The 19,575-nt window shown below is 60.8% G+C and carries 18 protein-coding genes; 2 read left to right on the forward strand and 16 right to left on the reverse strand.

Going from position 1 to position 19,575, the window contains the following annotated elements:
• Window positions 1–89: 89 nt before the first annotated feature.
• The 4 genes from I7X12_RS12470 to I7X12_RS12485 are packed head-to-tail and all read right to left on the reverse strand — an operon-like array spanning window position 90 to window position 4,756.
• Complete coding sequence (locus tag I7X12_RS12470; RefSeq protein WP_198060404.1) at window positions 90–1,160, reverse strand: hypothetical protein; 1,071 nt, start codon at window positions 1,158–1,160, stop codon at window positions 90–92.
• 1 nt (window position 1,161) lies between these two features.
• Window positions 1,162–1,884, reverse strand: a complete 723-nt coding sequence (locus tag I7X12_RS12475; protein WP_198060405.1) for a DUF6339 family protein — start codon at window positions 1,882–1,884, stop codon at window positions 1,162–1,164.
• Entirely contained in the window at window positions 1,881–2,843 is a 963-nt protein-coding gene (locus I7X12_RS12480; RefSeq protein ID WP_198060406.1) for a hypothetical protein, read from the reverse strand. Before I7X12_RS12480 ends, I7X12_RS12475 begins: the two co-directional genes overlap by 4 nt.
• Window positions 2,840–4,756: a hypothetical protein gene (locus I7X12_RS12485; RefSeq protein WP_198060407.1), complete on the reverse strand. Its 1,917-nt coding sequence runs from the start codon at window positions 4,754–4,756 to the stop codon at window positions 2,840–2,842. Before I7X12_RS12485 ends, I7X12_RS12480 begins: the two co-directional genes overlap by 4 nt.
• Window positions 4,757–5,197: 441 nt before the next feature.
• On the opposite strand from I7X12_RS12485, the gene I7X12_RS12490 reads away from it, so the two are divergent.
• A complete protein-coding gene (locus I7X12_RS12490; protein ID WP_198060408.1) occupies window positions 5,198–6,304 on the forward strand; it encodes an HNH endonuclease in 1,107 nt (368 codons plus the stop codon).
• 182 nt (window positions 6,305–6,486) lie between these two features.
• Here the strand turns inward: I7X12_RS12490 and I7X12_RS12495 are convergent, their stop codons facing one another.
• The 11 genes from I7X12_RS12495 to I7X12_RS12545 all read right to left on the reverse strand — a co-directional run bounded on the left by I7X12_RS12495 (window position 6,487) and on the right by I7X12_RS12545 (window position 17,634).
• Entirely contained in the window at window positions 6,487–7,044 is a 558-nt protein-coding gene (locus I7X12_RS12495) for a hypothetical protein (protein ID WP_198060409.1), read from the reverse strand.
• The gene (locus I7X12_RS12500; RefSeq protein ID WP_198060410.1) at window positions 7,041–8,366 is read right to left on the reverse strand and encodes an NRAMP family divalent metal transporter; all 1,326 of its coding nucleotides are present in this window, start codon (window positions 8,364–8,366) and stop codon (window positions 7,041–7,043) included. Before I7X12_RS12500 ends, I7X12_RS12495 begins: the two co-directional genes overlap by 4 nt.
• 273 nt (window positions 8,367–8,639) lie before the next feature.
• Complete coding sequence (locus I7X12_RS12505) at window positions 8,640–9,563, reverse strand: ArdC-like ssDNA-binding domain-containing protein (protein ID WP_198060411.1); 924 nt, start codon at window positions 9,561–9,563, stop codon at window positions 8,640–8,642.
• A 763-nt stretch (window positions 9,564–10,326) separates the two neighbouring features.
• Window positions 10,327–10,896, reverse strand: a complete 570-nt coding sequence (locus tag I7X12_RS12510; protein WP_198060412.1) for a hypothetical protein — start codon at window positions 10,894–10,896, stop codon at window positions 10,327–10,329.
• Window positions 10,893–11,258 (reverse strand): hypothetical protein, encoded by a 366-nt coding sequence (locus I7X12_RS12515; protein ID WP_232342823.1) that lies wholly within the window; start codon window positions 11,256–11,258, stop codon window positions 10,893–10,895. The genes I7X12_RS12510 and I7X12_RS12515 overlap by 4 nt, the downstream gene beginning before the upstream one ends.
• Window positions 11,259–11,446: 188 nt before the next feature.
• Window positions 11,447–12,433, reverse strand: a complete 987-nt coding sequence (locus I7X12_RS12520) for an alpha/beta hydrolase (RefSeq protein WP_198063865.1) — start codon at window positions 12,431–12,433, stop codon at window positions 11,447–11,449.
• Between the two features lie 423 nt (window positions 12,434–12,856).
• Entirely contained in the window at window positions 12,857–13,552 is a 696-nt protein-coding gene (locus I7X12_RS12525; RefSeq protein ID WP_198060414.1) for a hypothetical protein, read from the reverse strand.
• On the reverse strand, window positions 13,549–14,223 hold the full coding sequence (locus tag I7X12_RS12530; RefSeq protein WP_198060415.1) for a MarR family transcriptional regulator: 675 nt from the start codon (window positions 14,221–14,223) through the stop codon (window positions 13,549–13,551). The genes I7X12_RS12525 and I7X12_RS12530 overlap by 4 nt, the downstream gene beginning before the upstream one ends.
• Before the next feature lie 642 nt (window positions 14,224–14,865).
• Window positions 14,866–16,143: an RNA-guided endonuclease TnpB family protein gene (locus I7X12_RS12535; RefSeq protein ID WP_198060416.1), complete on the reverse strand. Its 1,278-nt coding sequence runs from the start codon at window positions 16,141–16,143 to the stop codon at window positions 14,866–14,868.
• 7 nt (window positions 16,144–16,150) lie between these two features.
• Window positions 16,151–16,300 (reverse strand): DUF2080 family transposase-associated protein, encoded by a 150-nt coding sequence (locus I7X12_RS12540; RefSeq protein ID WP_198060417.1) that lies wholly within the window; start codon window positions 16,298–16,300, stop codon window positions 16,151–16,153.
• A gap of 533 nt (window positions 16,301–16,833) precedes the next feature.
• Window positions 16,834–17,634 carry a hypothetical protein gene (locus I7X12_RS12545; protein ID WP_198060418.1) on the reverse strand — a complete coding sequence of 267 codons (801 nt, stop codon included), beginning with the start codon at window positions 17,632–17,634 and terminating at the stop codon, window positions 16,834–16,836.
• A 115-nt stretch (window positions 17,635–17,749) separates the two neighbouring features.
• On the opposite strand from I7X12_RS12545, the gene I7X12_RS12550 reads away from it, so the two are divergent.
• Complete coding sequence (locus I7X12_RS12550) at window positions 17,750–18,238, forward strand: ArsR family transcriptional regulator (RefSeq protein ID WP_198060419.1); 489 nt, start codon at window positions 17,750–17,752, stop codon at window positions 18,236–18,238.
• Window positions 18,239–18,559: 321 nt separating this feature from the next.
• Here I7X12_RS12550 and I7X12_RS20885 read toward each other — a convergent pair whose 3' ends face one another.
• Entirely contained in the window at window positions 18,560–19,498 is a 939-nt protein-coding gene (locus I7X12_RS20885) for a transcription initiation factor IIB (RefSeq protein ID WP_198060420.1), read from the reverse strand.
• Window positions 19,499–19,575 lie beyond the last annotated feature (77 nt).

Raw genomic sequence — 19,575 nt, forward strand, 5'->3', positions numbered from 1 at the left:
AGCCAGTGCTGACTTCGTTTATATATAAAATTATATTATTTACACATTTCACGTCCGCACAAAAGTGCTCACTCGCGACCGAGAGAAGCTCATTCGATCTGAGGGAGCAGCAAGTCCCTCCCCTCGTCGGTCACGTCATAGCCAGTCCCGCGAGCACCGACGCGATGCCGAGACAGGAGCCCCAACTCAACCATACGGCTGACAAGGCCCGAGCGGACCGTCTTGGCCTGTGACTCCGACCAATTGTGGTTCAATTCTGCGACCTTCTCCGTGAGCGACGTCGGCCGGTTGACGCCTTCCATGATCGCGTCCGCAAGGAACTGCATCGCCTCGTACTCCTCGGTCACCGCCGATCGGACGTGCTCGACGTAGAACTCCCTCTCTTTCGCCGAGAGGGACTGATCGGCTTCGAGGTCCTCGTCCAACAACGGGTTCCGAATCGAAGCAAACTCCATCCCTGCCTCGGTGAGGCCGAACGTCTTCTCGTCTGGATGGATGTCCACAAACCGAAGATCAGGCGCGGCACCAGTCAGTTCACCACTTGTCTCCAACTGCCCAACAAAATGGGTCTTGAAACGTTCTAGCGACCGGTCTGTCTTATCGCTCGTCGGAAGTGCCGAGGCAAGTTTCTCTCCACGTCCACGGTCCTGGACGTCGTCAATCTCTTCGAGTCGCAATCCATATCCACGGGCGGTGGCCGCAGTCTCTTCTCTGAAGCGTTTATACGAAACTCCTTCCTTTTCACCATCCGTGAGCAGTGTCGCCAGCCGTCGGACGACGAGTTTAACTGGGAATAACCGGTTATACTGGCCCCACAGGGGGCCGTCGTCGAGTCGGGACTCGTCGGGCGGCGCGACGGTCCGAACCTCGAACGACCGCCACGAGAGATCCTCAAGGTGGTCGGTTGTATCCGAGTCGTTTGCCTCTTTGACCTCCGACTTGGTCTCGTTTGCAGCCGTCAGGAGGTCCTGTTGCTCTGGACGCCCGCCGCCGACGGCTTCGCCGAACGACGGCAGCGACAACTGCTCAGACTCTTCCATCTCCAGTTGGTTCCGGAGCGCGAGCTCTAAGAACTGCTCTGGGTCGTCGTAGCTTCCGTCAGCCACGGCTGTCCGGACACGGGCGACCAACTCGTCTGGAATGTCGACGACCATCTTCATATCATGTGGTCCTCCGTTCCACGCGTTTGTGTATCTCGCCGACGATGTCTTCAATGGTGTCCTCTTTGAGGCACTCCTCAGCGGTTACTGACCACTGGTGACTCACCGTCTTGGCCGTCTCTTCCAAGAGATCATCGTCGGCGTCCTCGTCAATCGCAACTTTGCTGAGCGCGAGCCCGGTCGCTGGCCGACGCAGGTCCATCCGGTCAAAGATACGGTTGACGCGGTACTGCTGTTTGAACACTGCCTCGGTGACCGAGTAGTCGTCACCGTCACAGGTGAACTCGGCGATGAACCACATGCGCGAAAACGCGTTGGTGTACAGATCCTGCGTTGAGCCTAAGAACTTCTCGTTCATGGACGTGACCGTCCGCTGGGAGTCGTCGTAGGGCCACCGGTACCGGACGAACTCCGGCTTCCAGGCGATTGCCAACCAGTGCCACAGCGTGGGGTCGCCCGCCTCACGGAGCGGGATATCGATGAACTTCCGGACCGCCGGGGCGACGGCGGCCTCTATCTCCGACGTTCCCTCCTTGACGGGACTCTGTTCGTCCAGCACCCAGTCGATGACCTGCTCCAGGGCGTCTAAGTTTGCTGTTAGGTCGGTCGCTTCGCGGAACGCTTTGAGGCGGGCATCAGAGTACTGCACGTCACCGGTTCGGAAGTCCTCGGTGACGAGGGTCGATGCGTCTTCGTTCAGCTTGTAGAGTGTGTTCTCGCTCATGTATTCAGCTCCAGGAGGCGCTTGATGTTCTCGTGTGGACTCCGGCGGCGTTGGACGGCGCTCTCGATGTCGTTGAGCGTCGCCGAGAGACTACCCGGCTTCAGCATCTCTTCGATGTCGTCGGGGTCGGGGTCGTCACCGAAGACATCACCGCAGACCTCGGTAAGCATCCGCTCTTGCCACTCGTACTTAATTTCGCCACTGTTGACCGCCAGCTCGGCAGCCTTGACGACGAACTCGACGAGCATCGGGATCCCGATCGTGTCGAGCACGACCGACCGCACCCTGCCTCGGAACGTCTGCGTAGCGTCTTCGTCTATCAGCGGGGGCAGGTACGCGTGATCTTTGTTCACGTAGAGTTTCGGGCTCTCCGAGTTGGTGATGTCGACGTACCACGTGTTCGCTTCTTTCGCCGGGAAGTCGGGCTCGGAGAACGACTTCGTTCGGATGTCCAGGTCGGTTGACTGTCCTGTCGACGGCTCGTCAATGTCCACGACCCACGCGGGGCCGGACGCCAGCTTGTTCCCGATGCGGTGTGCGTAGTCGTCTCCATCGTCCCGTTTTTTAGTCCGTACGAGATACGGCGTGAGCGTCACGCGACCGCGCAGGTCCTCGTGCGTCAACTCGACAGTCCTGGTCACGGATCCAGCCGTGAGCGATGGCTTCGCGAGCACCGAGACGAACCGATGGTGGTTCATCGGGCAGTAACCCACGACGACGAGCGCCCCGGCGTTCGGTTCCGTCGCCGGGAACACCTCTTCCAGAGTCTCGTCGTCAACGGCTACTCTCACCGAGAGCTCACCGGTCTCCCAGCCAGACTCTTCCGGCAACGAGATGTGTTGTTCCCCGTCGGGCTCACCTGCCTCACCGGTGTCCAAGTCGTACGTTTCGATAGCAAAACCGAGCGTTTCTCCCGCGTGCCGGTAGGGGAACTGGTCGATTTGGAGGGAGTTGCTCATGAGTCATCCTCCTCGTCGTCCTCGTCAAAGTCGTAGCCGATTTTCAGCCGTGTCTGTCCGCCACCTAGAAGGTCACCACCGTCGCCGACTTCGACCGATTCCACGTTGAACTCGGCGGTCCGCGTGCCTGCCGGGAACTCCAGTTCTGCGACGCCGTCAACGACCTCGTCCCGCGTCGCGAGCGGTGCGTCCACGCCCGCGACGTCAACCGAGTCCAGCTTTCGGTTGGCGCCGTCCACTTCTTCGATTTCGACCGTTGCCTTCCACTTCCCGGGACTGGCGTCGGCCGTCACGAGCTTCCCGTCGTAGTGGTGGAAACGGCCGTCGAAGTGGCTCTCGCTCGAGACCTCCTCAAACGGTGAAGACCCACCACCGCCACCACCGCCACCGGGTCCACCGGACCCGGACCGACTGTTCGGGAAGAAGGGAAACTCTTTCCCAGCGTTGCGCAATCGGTCCTCGTCGTCGGTTTTGGCGGTCGCGAGAACGTCGTGGAGTTCGTCCTGTACTCGGTTACGGAGCAAGTCCCTGATGAGGTCCAGGCCGTCCCCCTCGTAGCGATTCTCGAGCTTCGAGGTACCGTCCGTCCAGTTGTCGTGTTCTTCGGGCTCTGCGTCCCGGAAGAACCGCTCTGCAGCCTGATTCTCGTCCGAGAGCTCTTCTCCAAGACCCTGATTGGCACCCCCGACGAGCAGCAGCCCAACGAAGTCCTGGCCGGCCGTCCGCGCGACGTGGCCGTACTTTCGGTACTTGACGACGTGCCGTGCTCCCCGGAACAATGCGACCTTGTTTCGGAAGGCGTTGGGGTCATCTTCGTCGGGCCTCCGGACAACCAGCCGAAGCTGGCTTTCCGGGTGCGTCGTCCCGCCTTTCAGTGGCGGCACCTGAAACGGTATCGCGCTCGTGACGACGGTCCCTTCCTCATCCAACGAATCGTCGGCCGACGCTACCCGCTCGTAAGCTTTGATGTACGGTGCGATTTTCGGGACTGTCTTCGGCTCCACTGGCCGTGGTTCCGGGTCCGACGGGCCTTGGACGGACACCTCGATACTGCCGTCAACGAGTGCTGGCCAGTAGTGTTGGGCCGTCGCCTCGTACAGCCGGTTGACGACTTCGTCCGGCGACCTCGTGCTCCGGGTTGGCTCACGGAACCCGACAATGGCGATGGAAGTGCCCGGCTCGTCCGGCCGGGAGATGTTCAGGTCTTCGCCGACGGCTTCGGCGGCTTCGCTCCACGCCGAGACCGGACGGTCGTACCCCGTGCTTTCGACGCCGAGCCACCCGTCCCCACTGTAGGGTTTCCCACGTAATTCGTGGTCGGGCAGGTCAACACGTCCGACCAGACGTGGCGGCGTCTCCCCGCCTGCAAGGTTCGCCGGGACCGTGTTGAACAGCACCGTCTTGAACCCGCTGAATCCGTAGAAGATGGAGGATCCGACACCCTCGCTCCCGGCCTGGTCACCTTCCTTGGTCGTGATACCGAAGTCCTTGACCAACGAAGAATAGTTCGTCTTCTTCGAGTCTTCGGCACCGTCAAGGCCTTCGGCGTGTTTGTCCTCAACGACGAGAACGTTCAACGCACCGTTACGAACCTGCTGGAGGGCCTCCTCAATGCCGATGGAGTCGTCTGTCTCGGCAACTGCCTCCATGTGCTTTCGCAGTTCCTCCCAGTCGATAGCCGTGAGGAACTTCTCTAGGACATCTCCCTCGAGCGTCTCGAACCGAAACACGAGTTTCGGCGTCTCACCCACCAGACCAGCGTCGTCCGTGTTTTGGATGGCCTCGCGGGGAATCGTCATCAGCTTCGAGTTGAGCGCCATGTCTGTGGCAGTCTTCCCGTACATCCGATTCTCCGACTGCTTAGCGGGGAAGTGCGCCTTCAGTCCCCTCGTGTGAGACGTCGCATCTGTCATCTATATCTACACCTAAGACCAACAACATACATAAAACCGTCGCATTTTCACACTAACCCATGTGGTTACGACTCTATCGAAGCAAAACGTACTCAAACAACCTGAAACGACATAATATGCCCATATTAGTGTCGTAATTCTCCCTGAGAACCCGATGGGGATGCAGCTACCATGTCATATGCTGGAAATCATGGGGTAGTGCTTGGGTTGGTTTGGTAATGGGAACATATACGCCGCGATGGCCACAGTCTTACTTGATGACGATTGAGTGAATGGGGTAATCAAGGGTTCGTCGCGGATCGTCTCGGTGCACTTGGCGTGTGACCTTTGACACTCAACTGCGGAGCGGAAACGGGTAGATCGTCATTCGTGAACACTTTGAATCCATTATGGATCAACAGATCCCCAATCTTCATTCACCAATCTCCACATGCACAGAGCATGCCGCCTGAGGATGGGAAGAACTCACGAACCGACGAACTCCCTCCGGATCCGATCTTCGCTGCCTACCCAGTCACAGTCGACGAAGACGACCGATACCCGACAGCAGTCCGCTTTCTCGGGGGCGCCAGCGACCGCTTCGCGAATCTCGTCGCGATGTGCAAGTATATCTCGACCGAGGCGCCCACGAAAACCGACCTCCGGGCATGGTTCGAGACAGAACTCGACGCCCGCGAATCCACCTTCGACAAGCAAGTTCCCTTTATCGAAGATCTCGGCCTCATCTCACTCCCGGAAGCGACCGGTGTTGTCTACCTCACCGAGACTGGTGACCGATTCCTCACTGCGCTCGACGAGCCGGGCGAGCGGAAATACGAGATCCTCTTCGATGCACTTCGGGCGACGGTCATCGGCTTCGACTATCTTCTCGCACGATTAGCAGCCGACCCCATCCCACTCGACCAGCTTGACACCATCCTCGCCGAGGCATACGTCGACTACCAACCCGACGATGCTGTCGCGATCAAGCACTACACTTGGCTCCTGGCAATCGGCTACGTCGAGAAACACGACGGCGCATACGAACTCACCGACCGCGGACGCCGCGCATTCACGAGAATCCAGCCGACCCAACACGCTGACGAGACCGAACCACCTACACCCGAAGCCATCGATACATCCACCCTGACCGACGAGGAGCAACGGTTCGTCGAACAGCGTCGCCGGGTGCGTGATACAGCCTTCCGACGACGCGTCCGTGCAGCCTACGATAACCGCTGTGCGATCTGTGGACGCAACCGAACCACTCCTGATGGCACCCCGGAAGTCGAAGCTGCCCACATCTATCCGAAGGGCGCTGGCGGTCGAGATATCGTCCCCAATGGGCTTGCCCTGTGCAAGCTCCATCACTGGGCGTTCGACTCGGGGTGGCTCTCGATGTCCGACGAGTACGAGGTGCTCGTCACAGACGCACCAGACCAGCCCGGCTACGCGGAGTTCAGTGAGCTCGAAGGAACCACGCTTCACCTCCCTGCCAACGAATCTCAATATCCAGCGGTCAAATTCCTCCAGAAACATCGACGCTTGTATGGATTCACTGCTGAGTGAATTATCACGGTTCCGCCGGTCAGCGGTGTGACCTCACGCAATTTCCGCTGTGAAGCTACGAATGCTGTTGCAGTTCCGGTGGGATCCATTCGGCCGGGGTCGGTGTTCGGATAACAGCGATTCCGATGAAGCGGCTGGTGACGGCCCTGCGGTCGGTAGGAGTCGGCCGTCCGGGGCCGTGATCAGCTCTCGAGCGCGATCGTTCGGTCGGCCCACGTCCGCAATCGCTGGACGACATCGCGTTCCCGAGCGGAAACCGGGTCGTCCGTCCCGAGTTCGTCACTCTCGAACGCGTTGAGAACGGCCGTCTCGGCAGTGTCACAGTAGTCGAGCAGTCGTTCGACCGCCCCGTCCGCGTGCTGGTATCCGATCGTGACGTCGTTCACGAAGACGGCGGCGGGAGCAGCGGGCGCGTCCGCGAGCCGGTCGGCCGCAGCCATCGCATTCTCCCTGGCGAGCTCGCGCAACTCCGCTTCGTGCACGCTTTCGGCCCGAGGCGCGTGCGCGTCGACCGTCCCGACCCAGACGTCCGACGGGATGTCCGTATACCGTTCGAGCCGTCGACCGAGGACGGTCCCGTTGCGGTCGTACTCCGGGCCGAATTCGAGAAGCACGACATCGGCTGTCCCCTCCCGGTCGATCCACGCCTCCATGGCGCGGGCAGTGAGTTGCGTTTTGCCGGCCTGGGAGGGGCCGACGATCAGCGTCGACCCCTCGAGCGGGAACCCCAGGTCGGTCACGCAGGCGCCCCCTCCCGACGAATAAACTTCCCGAACATCCCGACCGTCCCCAGTCCCAGCACGACGGCGAAGATGAGGATCGCCCCCGACAGCGGGCCGATCCCCGCGGCGACCTGCTCCCTGACGAAGTTCGCCGCCAGCGTTCCGGAGACCAACAGCAGGGCGAGCCCGGCGAGATTCGCGAGCGGCGAGTTCGATTCGGGGACCGCCGACGAGTTGAGTAGATACAGCACGACCGCGATCGCGAACGGCGTTCCGACGGTCCCGATCGCGAGCACGAGCGCCAGCTGACTCAGGACTGGGCCGCCGATGAACGCGCCCGGGGCCGAGAGGAGCGCCGCGACGACGAGGAGCCCGCGGTAGCGGTCGTCCTCGACGGACGTTTCCCAGCCGAGTTTGTCCGCGAGGAGGAACGGCGGGACGATCGTGTTCGCGCCGAGCGTCGAGACCGCTGCGCCCAGGAGGCCGACGAGGAAGAGTGACTTCGCGAACGGACCCGCGAGCGGCCCCAGCGCCTGTGCCGCTTCCACGGTCGAGAGATCGCCGGAGGTGAGGACGCTCGCCGTGACGAGGTAGATCGCGACGCTGTAGGTCCCGAACGCGACCAGCATCGACGCGACCACGTCGAACGTCGCGAGATCGGAGTCGGCGACGGTCCACCCGCGTGCTCGCATCGTGTAGGAATGCATCGTTATCAGGGTGATGTGGACGGCGCCGCCGAGGATTCCCGCTGCGACCAGTGCGCTTCCGGACGGGAGCGACGGAACGAGTCCGCCGACCGCCGCGGTCGGATCGATCGGGACGACGAACAGCGATGCCACGAACGCGACGACGACGCCACCGACGAGGACTTTGGCGGCGACTTCGAGGAACCGGTAGCCCCGAGTGGCGAGCCCCGCCGCGAGGACGCCCGCCCACACGACGCCCCAGAGACGGCTGTCGATGCCGGTCACGGTCGCCGAAACGCCGGCGACGGTCTTCATGATCAGCAGCTGTGCGGCCCCGGCCGCGACCACCACGTCGAGGACGAGCAGCCAGGCCCAGGTGTCCCCGAGTTGGTCCGTGACGACGCCGACGATACCGCGTTCGGTGAGCAGTCCGAGCCGCATCGCGAGATACTGGGCGAACGCCCCGGCGACGGCCGAGAGGACGACGATCCAGAACAGCTCGTACCCGAAGGCGCCACCGGCGGTGATCAGCGATCCCATCGTCGCCGGGCCCGCGGCGATCGCGCCGGCGACCCACGACGGCCCCATGTTCGAGACGAACGATTTCACCCGACCTGTCGATGTTGGCTCCTCGCTACCCGTCGGCGTTTGCATACCACCGGTTCGGAACACGCGCCGTATGAAGGTTTCTACACGGTGGTACCACCCAGTGTTGTCCGTGCCGCGGCTCCCGGCTGGCGCTGACTGGCCCGTCGCGTCTCGGGCGAGTGGCCGGTCGCGTTCGATCTGTGCCCCGACCGGGTGAACGTCTCAGAGCGACCGGATCGCTTCTCACTGGAGAGGGACTGGCGCCAGTGGACACAGCTCGTGTCGGCGAAGCCCCGTTCGGAGTGTCGGTCCTCCACCGGCTCCGGATCGACATCGGGATCACCCCTCCAGAAACCCGATCAAGTCGGCCGCCGTCCGGCTGATCCGCTGGAGCCGGTCACGGATCGCGTCTGCACATTCCGTATCCCAAGCTGCCAGGTACAACGCCGACCCGCTCATATCGAGCCCACAGTGGCGACCGACGATATAGGCGACCGCTTCCGCTTCGACCTCGCGTTTGGCCCGCTCGGCCTCGTCGAGTTCCCCGGAGTGCAACAGTGCGTGAGCGTATTCGTGGACGAGCGTCCCGGCGACTGCAGCTCGCTCCGGTCGATCCCGAACCTCGACGACCGGCTGCTCGTCCTGTCCATCGGGCCACTTACAGACACCGTCGGCATTTCCATGACTCCACGCCGCGTCAGAGACAACACGTATGGATACCCCGACCGCGTCTGCAATGTCGACCAACCGACCGACGAGGTCGCCAGCCGACCCAGTCGCCTCGGTTTCCAGTTCCGGCAAGGGTTGGCCCTCGGTCTGGGTGATATCGAACACCGAAGCGGGTGTGAACCCGACCAAGCCGTTCGACCACTCCTCGGGTGGCGTCTCGTCGTACTCACAGTCGATCTGCTCGTGGTAGCTTGGGGCGTTCTCACACTCGGGACACCGCGTCGTGATGATCGGTGCCCAGATCCAGATGGCCGACTCGCCCTCCTTGACGTGTCGGTCGAACTCTTCCTGCCAGGTCCGATACCCGGCAACCTTCGTCGCCTCGGGACACTGCTGTTTGATGAGCAGCGTATTTCGATACGAGTAGTCGTGGAAGCGTTGCTGGACATCCAGCCACTCCTGGAACTGCTGGCTGGCCCGTGCCTCGTCGACGGCTGCGACGAGGTCGTCGATCCACTCGTCGATCGCACTGTGCATCTCGGCGTCTCGCGTGTCGGCCTCCTCGAACGAGACCGACGAATCAGTTGAGTTCATGAGTAGCGACTCAATTCAGAGGCGCCTCCGGAGGATGCGCCCCGCCCCTCGGGGGCGCAAACAAAACACACGCGAGCGCTCGCCTGTTGTCCGTCAGCGCCCGCACCTCGAAGGAGCGCCGCGAGAACGAGTGATGCCGGACCAGATTCTGCCCACGGGGCTATTCGGTTGCGTGCGATTAGTCTTATGTAACAATTGGCCATCCCAGAAAGCGGACTGTTACATAAGATTGGGCGGGACCCGGACGCAGGCGCCACGGGAACCACTGTATCCGGTTCGTCGAAGAGATTCTGGATCGAACGGAGCGGGCGGAACTCGCCAATAGGGCCGGACCGAGCGAAGCGGAATTCATCGAGTATCTGGAGACAGGATTCGTCGAGCGAAATCTCGGTGACCTCAAAGTACAAGCGAACAGTCGATCCTGACCAGTGTACTCAGGAGATGCCGCCACCCCACTGGTTCCGCTGTAAATGATGAGAAGAAGCGCCATATCCGGAGATTTTACCGAATTAGTATCAGCCCTTATCGAATCTTGAGGGGGTGGGCACAACACATCGATAGAGGTGTGTGCCCCTCTGGAGCAGTCTGCCAGAACACATCGATAGAGGGGTGTCTGTCAGACATCCCATTGGCTAACTCATCCCCTTCCAACAGAAGTGAAGCTATGTTGTCGAGACTAACAGCGGAACCAGTGGGGTGGGTGTGTCTCTTTGGTCATTGAGAATCAACTCTCATTCTCCAGTCAGACGAATTCCCGTACTGGTTACGGTTCGAGGTGCTGGAGTAATTGCGTGACGTAGGGGCTGTTCTCCCAGCTCCGATGTGGGCTGATCGTCGTGATCAGCGTTCGAGCCTCTTCCGCGGTCAGATGCCCGTTCCGGGCGTAGTCCACGACGAGCCGCGGTGTCGGGACGATCCGCGGCCCCTGCAACACGGCGTGGATCAGCGGGAAGTTCGTCCCACCGAACTCGTCGGTGAGAAATCCATCGACATCGAGGGCGTTCGCGAGAACGATACCGTCGGTTTCGCCGTCGTCGAGGCCGAACGTCGGCCGGGAGCCAGGCGTCTCGTCGCGATCGTACGGATCGTCGACGGTGTAATGGTTGCGGGCCGAGAGGACGTTGTTCGCAGCCGCAGCGTGGATATCCTGATACTGCGTGATGTCGCGCAGCTCCGCAACGACTTCCGGTGGCACGAATACCTCACAGGAGGTAAGGAGATACTGGAACGGGTCCGGAACGTCGGTAGCGACAGCTGTGTCCGCACGAGGCACGGCGAGGCTGACGAGCGCGCTGGTGTCGGCGACGACCGTTCGCAGCCGTGGCCTGCTCATCGATCGTCGTCTGCAGTGTCGACCGTCGTCGCGTCGCCATCGTAGACGTCGACATCGTCGGGGGCAGCGAGATCGAGTGGTTCGTCTTCGAGGTCCGCTTTGAGGAGGCGGAGCCGCTGGGCAGTCTCGGCACCGACCAGTTGCTTGACCGTCTCGAATTCGAGCTGGTCGTCGTAGTACTTCGTCGCGACCAACTCCCGGAACGTCTCGCTATCGGCGGTGTCTTCGATGTACTCACGGATGGCCTCGACGAGGAGATCAGTCCGATCCGTATCGAAGAGCTCCGCAATCGCATCGAGACGATCGACGAGATACTCCGGCGACTGGAAGTGAACCCGTCGCGGATCGTCGCTTGCGCTCATCTCGTGTGTAAGTTTTGCACATAGACGCATAACGGTTTCGCCGCATGCACAGAGCTTGCACATCGACGCTCGCGAGAAAGAGAACGCTCACGCCCCCCAGATGCGCCCTGTAGGGTTCGATCGCGGGGAATTCGAGGAGATCTGGCTTGCAGCCGAGCTGGGGGCAACTCTCTTCGTCACGGACGAGTTCACCGGATGGTTCGGTCAAGGAACTGTTGGATGGCCTCGGGCCCCGCGGGTGGAAGATCCGCGAGAAGGGGGTCGGGCGACCCACCCGCTTCGACGTGTGTCGCCTCGTACACCGACTGGGCGTGAGTCGGGTCCGCCGCGAGCAGGTCCATCGCCACGCGCTCGGACTCGATGTCTTCGACATCCTCGACCCAGACGTGATTCAGGTCGTGCAACTCGTAGAAGATCGCGTTCACGCCGGCCTCCTCTAGCGCATCGAAAAAGCGGTGGCTGTGTTCCACAGCGACCACTTCGTCCTCGCGACCGTGCATCAACAGCGTCGGTGGACTCTCTGGGGTGACGTGCGTGACGGGGCTAGCCTGTGCCCACCGCTCGGGGATTTCGGACTGGGGACCGCCCATTAGCAGTGGGATAAGTCCCTCCACATCGTCCTCGACGAGCGTGAAGTCGGCGGCGCCGTACCAGCTGACGACAGCCTGGACGGCACCGGATTCCTCTGGGGCAACGGTCTGCTCAACCTCGTCAGCGAAAGCATCACCGAGGTCGGTGACATCGTCGACGACACCCGCAAGCAAGGCGAGATGCCCACCCGCCGAGGAGCCCCACGCGGCGATCTTGTCGGTGTCGTAGCCGTACTCGCCAGCGTGGGCGCGAAGCCATCGGATCGCGGCTTTCACGTCGACGAAGTGGTCGGGGAAGTGACCTCGTGGAGTGGGATTCGTCGGGTCGTACATCTCCTCGACGGCTGCTCCATCGGGAGCTTCCTGGAGGCGGTAGCTGACGCTGGCGATCGCACAGTCCCACTCGGCAGCGTACTGCTCGGGATCGGGGATATTCGAGCGCGTCTCCGCGATCCACCCGCCGCCGTGAACGTAGACGACGAGTGGTGGGTTCTCCTTCTCCGGGAGGTAGAGGTCGAGTTTCAGCTCGCCAGTCTCGCGATCGGCGTACGTGATCCCTTCGTGGACGGTAACATCGTTCGTCATGATATCCGAAAGGGACGGAGCAGCTGCTATAGAACTACGGATTCCGGAACGTGCCTCGGGTGGGGTGGACCCACCCAGGACCGATGAGCCGCCCCGCGATTGGCGACGCCTCTGTCCGAACCAGTATCGTTCGTCGGCCGCGTCGACCGGAAAGTATTTCGATGGACATCGCAAGCAGAGACCACTGTTCGACCCGAAACCGACCACGGGGACCGAACTTTCAACGGTGACGATCTCGTGATACATCAAATATTCGAGATTCAAGCGAGCGTACTCAGGAGCATTGGAGAGACACAGAGGAGACAGCTAGTCTAGAACTCCAAATCGAATGGCCTGCCTCACAGAGACACACCACCGTCGCGAGTGAACGGTCTATGGATCGGACGGGGCGGACCAAACAACAACCTGACTACACAGTATCCACTATCGTAGCCGCTCGACCTGTTCAGAGAGATACTGTTTAAGAGCTGTGACCGTCTCTGTCGAGACCGCCGATGCCCCGAAATCACTCCGGTAGCCATGCTTGAGGTCGTCACTCTCTAATATCTCTAACCCCCACTCAAGCTGCACTCGCAGGGCATCTTCGTCTCCCCGATGCAAGTGGGGTGTGACCGTCTCCAGATCGATCTCTTCGGCGACCGCTAGAACGTCCCGGAGATCCGTCTCGCGGCCGCTGTGGAGCTTTGCTGCCACGAGTACCGCGCCATCGATGACTCGGGCGGTCGTCGCCACCGTCCCACCAGAGACCTCCCGTTCTTGGCTGTGGTCGTGTAGATAGTCGAACGACCACTGAGCCTCGGTCTGGCGACAGCCGAGGCCGTTGACCAGCAAATCGAAGCCGATCGGTTGCTGCGGGGCAAGTCGTTTCTCGTACTCGATGACTTCCGTATCGTAGAACCACCGCTTGGCGTGGCTGTCCGTTTCCTCGAATTCGTGCGCTTCGAGAAACGCGACGAACTCCGCCTTGGTGTCCGGGGCGACGACGATATCGAGGTCGGTCGAGAAGCGCGCGTTGAACGCCGAGACGGCATAGCCACCGACAAGGACGTATCGGTGGTCGCTCTCAGTGAGGTCTTCGAGGAGTTCGATGAGTGCGTCACTCCGATTGCCGAAACTCATGACCGGACTCGCTCGGTCTCCCGGTAGGCGACACCGAGGTCGAGGTCCTCGTACATCCGGTCGAGCATTGCAAGCGCCGACTGGAACTGCGCGTAATGGTCGCGCATGTACTCGATCGTGTCCTCGCGCGGAATGACGGGATAGCCTTCCACATCCTCGATTTCGAGTGAGGGCTGTGGGTCGAGGACGATCTGCAACGAGCCCTCGATCTCGTCGCTGGACTGGCGCTCGAAGGCAGTTGGCAGCCCGAACGATGCGAAGAACGTCTCCCACGCGTCGACGTCTTCCTCGCGAACAGCTATGAACAGCGGGTAGTCGTCGGGATCGCGGCTGACTTGGTAGCCGCCCTGGGTCCACACGTAGACGGCGTCGATTCGCGTGAACGCAAACGGCCATTCCCCGAATTGCGGGATGACGTACGCCTCCTCGATCGTTGGCGGACTCACGCCGGCGCTTGCCGTGATCAACTCACGCGCTGCGTCGCGCACGCTGTCGTCGACAACGGACAGGCCATTGTCGTAGTGGACGTAGCCTGCCGCTTCGAGCCTGTTGGCTGCCTGTCTGACCGTCTCGTAGGGGATGTGAAGTTGCTGGGCGACGCGGCGGATGGAGTCGCCACTCTCGATGGCGAGGAGTACTTGGGCCGCCGTGTCGTCGAGCACTTCGTACATATGATAGTTACCAATATTCCGGTAACAGTTAAAAACCTTACTAGAATCGCAATTCTGCTAACGCTTTCTGGCTTTCTTCTGCGGGGACAGACGGCCTCTCACCTTCGTGGAAATCGCCGGAGAGAAACGACACACCGAGAACAACGAGCGGACACATTTCCGTCCGTTACAAACGCGATGGTGGTGTGGGGGTGCCTGGCCTCGTGCTGTGTTGCCCATTAGCCCATGTAGTTTCATCTTCGACTGAAGCTGTTGCTTTCCCATTGATGCCGATACATTCGCGACGGTGGTGTGTCTCCCAAGCAAATTCACAATTCTGGCAGCTGATTTCGAGTGGGGAATGGGTCGCGGACACACCCCGTGTGCAATGTGAAATTCGGTTATTGAGGTTCAGTACGGAAGCCACGTAGACCTATCGCGACATCGGCCGTTCAGCGAAGGGACCCTCGGTGAGCGGTTCGAAGGATGAGTGGACATTCCCATCTGAACCAACCTTCGGGGCGCTCTGCTCATCCTGATCAACTTACTATGGCGTTGCCATTGACCTCCTCCACGCCCTGAAGGGCGTGGAATCCCACCATGGGATTTCGGCCCCGCTTGGTAGGCCTTCGCGGTTTCAAGACGCATACGCGCTCGCGTCATCTACCTCGCCCCCGCAGTGCCAGTATCGCTCTGGGTGCTAGACTCGGTATCCGCGAGCGTGTCTTGTGGCCCGGTCAAACAGGCCCCATCCCCACTAGAGTCATCGCCAACCGCCTTCTCACTCGAATCCGAGTGGGTTTGGGGCTGGCTCTCTCCAGCGGGGTCGTATCTATCCGCAATGTTGAGCGCGGCGTTGATATCCGCCTGATACTCGGACACCCAACACGAATCGTCCGTACACTTGAACATCCCCTGTCGCGGACGATAGCCTTCCTCGCCGCACACATGGCACATTTTCGACGTGTACGCTGGCTCGACGGTTTCCACTGGAATTCCGCATTCCGTGGCTTTGTACGTGATCTGGGCGTGGAGCTTGGCGAACGCCCACCCGTGTAATCGGCGATTCATGAACCGTCCGTAGTCCATGTTCTCGCGCAAGTGCTGAAGATCTTCCAGCACTACCACAGGATTCTCGACTGTCCGGGCGTGCGCGACCACGTCGCTCGACACAGTGTCGATGAGGTGGTCGATACGCGACCAGAGTTCGCCGCCGTACTCCTCGTCGAGGCGGTCCGCCTCGCGTTGTTGGAGGCGATGGGTGGCCGTGAAGTACGTTTTGCGGAGGTGTCGGACTTCGCGAGATTCGTCGCTCCAGATGTTGGGTGTGGTCGGGGTGCCGCGCTCATTACGGTGACACACCGTGGCTAAGGCAGCCTCCCCGATATCCACTCCAACCGGCGTCCGCTCACTCGCAGACGCCGAACTGGGCTGTTTGAACATTCTTTTCACGCTCATGTGGACGTACCACTCGCCCTCTCGCTCGAGTAACTGGCACTCGCCCATCTCGGCATCGCCGTGGTACACGGCTTCGATCCACTCGCGCTTGTTCGCTGGGGGCTGCGCGGGCAGCCACAAGTGGTAGTCCCCGTGGTGGGGGATTTTGACGTACCACTCGATAGCGTTCTGTGGCTTGTGGTCGAGGCTCGGTCCCTCGTTGGTGAAGCGAACGGGATGGGTTCCCTCGTTGAGTTCGTCCGCGTCGTACGTGTCTTCGTCGAGCAAGTTTGGCACGTACTGTTTGAGGGCGTTCTTCGCGTACCCAGACAGGTCGTAGTCAACCACGACGTCGTTGGTTTTGGTCTGGGTGTCACAGCCTTGGTCGAACGCGTCGTGGAGGGCGAGTTGGTACTCGTCAACTGTTTCACGGAGCTTGCGCTGTTTGTGCGCGTTCGGGTTGACCAGTTTGAGTTGCAGCGTCTCCGTGAGTACCTCAGGCATGGTATGGCTATTCGTCGGCGCCTGGGTTGCTGGTGCGGATGATTTTGACATCTGCGCCACGCCAGTCTTTGGGGACGAGAACGTGTGCGCCGTTTCCTGTGGGTTTGACCTCGCCTTCGACGACTTCGTGGCCGTTGATCTCGAACCTATCCTGCATGATAGTATTTACACCATGTTTAAACTTAAACGATTCGGATGAGGGAAATCCATTCCTGCTTACACGCGTGGGTTGTGGGAGGGGCCTATCGCTCGACCTCCGCCTAAAGACGGAGGTATGCGCTAACAATCTGTATCAACGCCTGCAGCTCGAAGGAGCGCCGCGAGAGCACGTGATTGCGGACCGGATTCACCTCGCGGGGCTACGCCGGTTCCGTGCGATTAGTCTTATGTAACGATGGCCTGCCCTAGAAGGCGGGCTGTTACATAAGAATAGGTCGGGTCCTGAACGCAGGCGCTACGGGCACTGCTGTATCCGATTCGCCGAAAGCAATCTTGAACGAGTAGAGCGTCCGGAACTCGTCGATTGCGGACCGAGTGAAGCGGAATTCGCGGAGTATATGGAGAAAAAATCGTCGAGCGAGATCTCGGAGACCTCAAAATACAAGCGACCGGGCGAGCCTGATCGGTGAACTCAGGAAAGGTTCCCACCCCACTGGTTCCGATGTTGAAACTAACGACTACTATCGCTACTCACTGGTCCTCGCTCGCTTCCCACTCTGGTCGTGGCGTCGGCGTTGGGAGCTCGTCAACCATCGTTCGAAGTTCGCCCTCTGTCGTCCACGGGAAGCACCGATCGTGGAGTTCGAATTTGCGGAATTTGTTGAGATGAACCCAACTGTAGGTTGCTGGCTCCGCTCCCTCATCCGCTCGGTCGTCGATACTACTCCAAACCGCCTGTTCGTCGATATCGAGACCGCTATCTTGCGCACGGTTGACGAGCGATTCTATCTTCGACTGGGCCTCATCTTCTGATAAATCGTCTGCGAACGCAATCTCGAGGGCAGCCTGAACGACGTGCTGGTCCGATTTCAGATTGTCGTCAGTCACCCACGCGTAATCACGGGGGAACACGTACGACTTGTCGAAATACGGCTGGTCGTCAATTTCACCTAGTTCAGGGGCCTCACCACCGCTCTCCTTCTCGAAGACACCGACGATGTAGTCGCTGTACGTCGCGAGCAACGAGAACATGATATCGAACGTATTGAGACGGTCAGTCGGGAGTTCGAGGAGATCACCCATGATGAACGGATAGGCACCAAGTTGCTTCGCGAGTTCGTTCTGGACGGCGCGAAGCCGGCGGATATAGGGGTCGCGATAGCTCCCCAGGATGAAATACGACGTCCGCTGACTCCAGAGATACGGCAATTCACGCTTGGTGAATCGCCAAATCTCTCGTTTCTCTGCAGGCTCCAGTTCGATGCCTCCGACGGCCTCGTGAACAACGGTCATAATGTCCCCAGCTTCCGGCGGAGGGCTTGGGTCGGTCATTAGCTGCCAGTTCGAACCACACCACCTTACTCCTTCTGAACCACTTTGGGATTTTCCGATTTGACCAACTTGGCTAGCCCTAACTGTTATAGCGCCCTTCCTCGTACCAGCACGTATGAGCGAAACCGACACTGGCGCGGCCGATGCAGGGCCGTTCGCGGAACAACAGCGGCTGTTCAAGCTGCTGTCCCAGGATACGCGCCATCTCGTCATCCAGGAGCTGTTGGGTCACCCTGCCCATCTGATGTCGCTCGCCGAACTCGAGTATATGACCGGTAAGAGCCAAGCAGCAATCAAAGACCAGCTGGAGACGTTGATCGATGCTGGCCTTCTCGCACGCTACACGTACGAACCAAGCGAGGGGAAGCGTGATCTCCCCGCCCAGTTCTACGGATTCACGGAGCGGGGCGTCGAGGTCCTCCACGACTACAAGTATCTCCGTGGGCTTCCGGTCGCACGCGCTCTCTACGAAAACACGCGTAAGACCGAGAAAATCGAGCGCCACGAATCGGCACCCCGCCCGGAGCTTCCGGATGCTGTCGCGGAAGCACTCGAGTTCGACGAGCCCGTTCTCGACGCGGGCGATGGTGGTACAACCCGATAGTTCGTCGTCGAACAGCACCGTTCTCGACGCTAGAGAGAAGGGACGCCAGCTTCGTACTTTGGTCAGGACTCTGTCGACTGTTCCTCGTGCGGATTTACGCACGAGACCAATCGACGGTCGAAACACCAGTTCGTGTGTCAGAAGTGCGGGTACGAACTGATGTGGACTATCCGACCTCGTAGGTCGCAATGCCTGACCGCCCACAGACCGGGCACGACTCAGTCGTCGATTCGACCGTGTGCCCGCAATGGCGACACTCGTGGATGCACTCGCCCCCCGATCCGAACTCCGAGAGGAACGCACGAACACCGGAGAGTCCCATCAACACCACCCACTGCGTGCTTCCTCGATCCGATCGCGATGGGCACGCACGGTCACCGGCGTCACGTCCGCGGCTTCGGCGAGGGCTATCTGCATGATTTCCACATCGTCGTCCCGACAGGCGACTTCGAGACAGGCCGCGGCGAACCCCGAAGGATGGACACCGATGCTCTCGCCAGCGTCCCACGCACGTTCGGCGAGTGAACGTGCATCCCCCTCAGTTTCCGATGGAACGTCCATCGCCGACGCGAGCGCTGGAATATACTCCCGCGGACGCTGTGGAGGTGTCGGCAGGTTCAATTGCTCGTTGAGCACGTCGTAGGCGGTGATCACCCGCTCACGGCCGACCTGGGCGACCGACGCCACCTCACCGCGCGTTCGAGTTGCACCCGTACATCGACAGACCGCGTAAACCGAGGCTGTCGCGAACGCCTCGATCGACCGACCGGGGAGGAGGCCTTCGTCCTGGGCCGACCGGAACAGCGCACTCGCCTGCTCGCGGTGGGCACGTTCGAGGTCGAGCGCGCCGACCATCCGCGCGATCTCCCCACATCCGTGGGAGAGATTCCGTTCGGCTTTCGACCGCCACTTCGCCCGGGTATGCTCGCGACGCAAGCGGGTGAGCTGGCGTCGTTTCTGTCCGGAGAGCGCGTTGCCGTTCCCATCGAACTTGTATCCGATCTCCGTCGACAGCCCGCGGTCGTGCCGTGCTTCGGTGATCGGCGCCCCGGTGCGTTCTCGGTTGGTGTCGTCATCGGCGAAGGTGCGTGGGCCGCGTCGGTCGACACGGCAGCCCTCGACGACGAGTCCGCAGTCGGTACACCGGGTTTCCCCACCGTCAGTGATGAGCCGTCCATCACACTCGGGACACTCGGTCGTCTGGATCGTTCGGCCGCTCTCTTCGTCGAACGTTCGCTCGAAGTGTTCTGTCGTAGCCATCGAAGGTCAGCGCGAGGCAATGTTGTGCCCCCCGCACCCCTCGGGGGGCAATAAAATACGTGCGGGAGCGGACACCA

Origin of the sequence: Halosimplex litoreum, assembly GCF_016065055.1 — an archaeon.
In the GTDB taxonomy this organism is placed as follows: Archaea; Halobacteriota; Halobacteria; order Halobacteriales; family Haloarculaceae; genus Halosimplex; species Halosimplex litoreum.

Excerpts from the sequence above, each read along its gene's own strand:
- I7X12_RS12470 (WP_198060404.1), bottom strand. The coding sequence starts at position 1,160 with ATGAAGATGGTCGTCGACATTCCAGACGAGTTGGTCGCCCGTGTCCGG.
- I7X12_RS12475 (WP_198060405.1), bottom strand. The coding sequence starts at position 1,884 with ATGAGCGAGAACACACTCTACAAGCTGAACGAAGACGCATCGACCCTC.
- I7X12_RS12480 (WP_198060406.1), bottom strand. The coding sequence starts at position 2,843 with ATGAGCAACTCCCTCCAAATCGACCAGTTCCCCTACCGGCACGCGGGA.
- I7X12_RS12485 (WP_198060407.1), bottom strand. The coding sequence starts at position 4,756 with ATGACAGATGCGACGTCTCACACGAGGGGACTGAAGGCGCACTTCCCC.
- I7X12_RS12490 (WP_198060408.1), top strand. The coding sequence starts at position 5,198 with ATGCCGCCTGAGGATGGGAAGAACTCACGAACCGACGAACTCCCTCCG.
- I7X12_RS12500 (WP_198060410.1), bottom strand. The coding sequence starts at position 8,366 with ATGCAAACGCCGACGGGTAGCGAGGAGCCAACATCGACAGGTCGGGTG.
- I7X12_RS12505 (WP_198060411.1), bottom strand. The coding sequence starts at position 9,563 with ATGAACTCAACTGATTCGTCGGTCTCGTTCGAGGAGGCCGACACGCGA.
- I7X12_RS12510 (WP_198060412.1), bottom strand. The coding sequence starts at position 10,896 with ATGAGCAGGCCACGGCTGCGAACGGTCGTCGCCGACACCAGCGCGCTC.
- I7X12_RS12515 (WP_232342823.1), bottom strand. The coding sequence starts at position 11,258 with ATGAGCGCAAGCGACGATCCGCGACGGGTTCACTTCCAGTCGCCGGAG.
- I7X12_RS12520 (WP_198063865.1), bottom strand. The coding sequence starts at position 12,433 with ATGACGAACGATGTTACCGTCCACGAAGGGATCACGTACGCCGATCGC.
- I7X12_RS12525 (WP_198060414.1), bottom strand. The coding sequence starts at position 13,552 with ATGAGTTTCGGCAATCGGAGTGACGCACTCATCGAACTCCTCGAAGAC.
- I7X12_RS12530 (WP_198060415.1), bottom strand. The coding sequence starts at position 14,223 with ATGTACGAAGTGCTCGACGACACGGCGGCCCAAGTACTCCTCGCCATC.
- I7X12_RS12535 (WP_198060416.1), bottom strand. The coding sequence starts at position 16,143 with ATGCCTGAGGTACTCACGGAGACGCTGCAACTCAAACTGGTCAACCCG.
- I7X12_RS12540 (WP_198060417.1), bottom strand. The coding sequence starts at position 16,300 with ATGCAGGATAGGTTCGAGATCAACGGCCACGAAGTCGTCGAAGGCGAG.
- I7X12_RS12545 (WP_198060418.1), bottom strand. The coding sequence starts at position 17,634 with ATGACCGACCCAAGCCCTCCGCCGGAAGCTGGGGACATTATGACCGTT.
- I7X12_RS12550 (WP_198060419.1), top strand. The coding sequence starts at position 17,750 with ATGAGCGAAACCGACACTGGCGCGGCCGATGCAGGGCCGTTCGCGGAA.
- I7X12_RS20885 (WP_198060420.1), bottom strand. The coding sequence starts at position 19,498 with ATGGCTACGACAGAACACTTCGAGCGAACGTTCGACGAAGAGAGCGGC.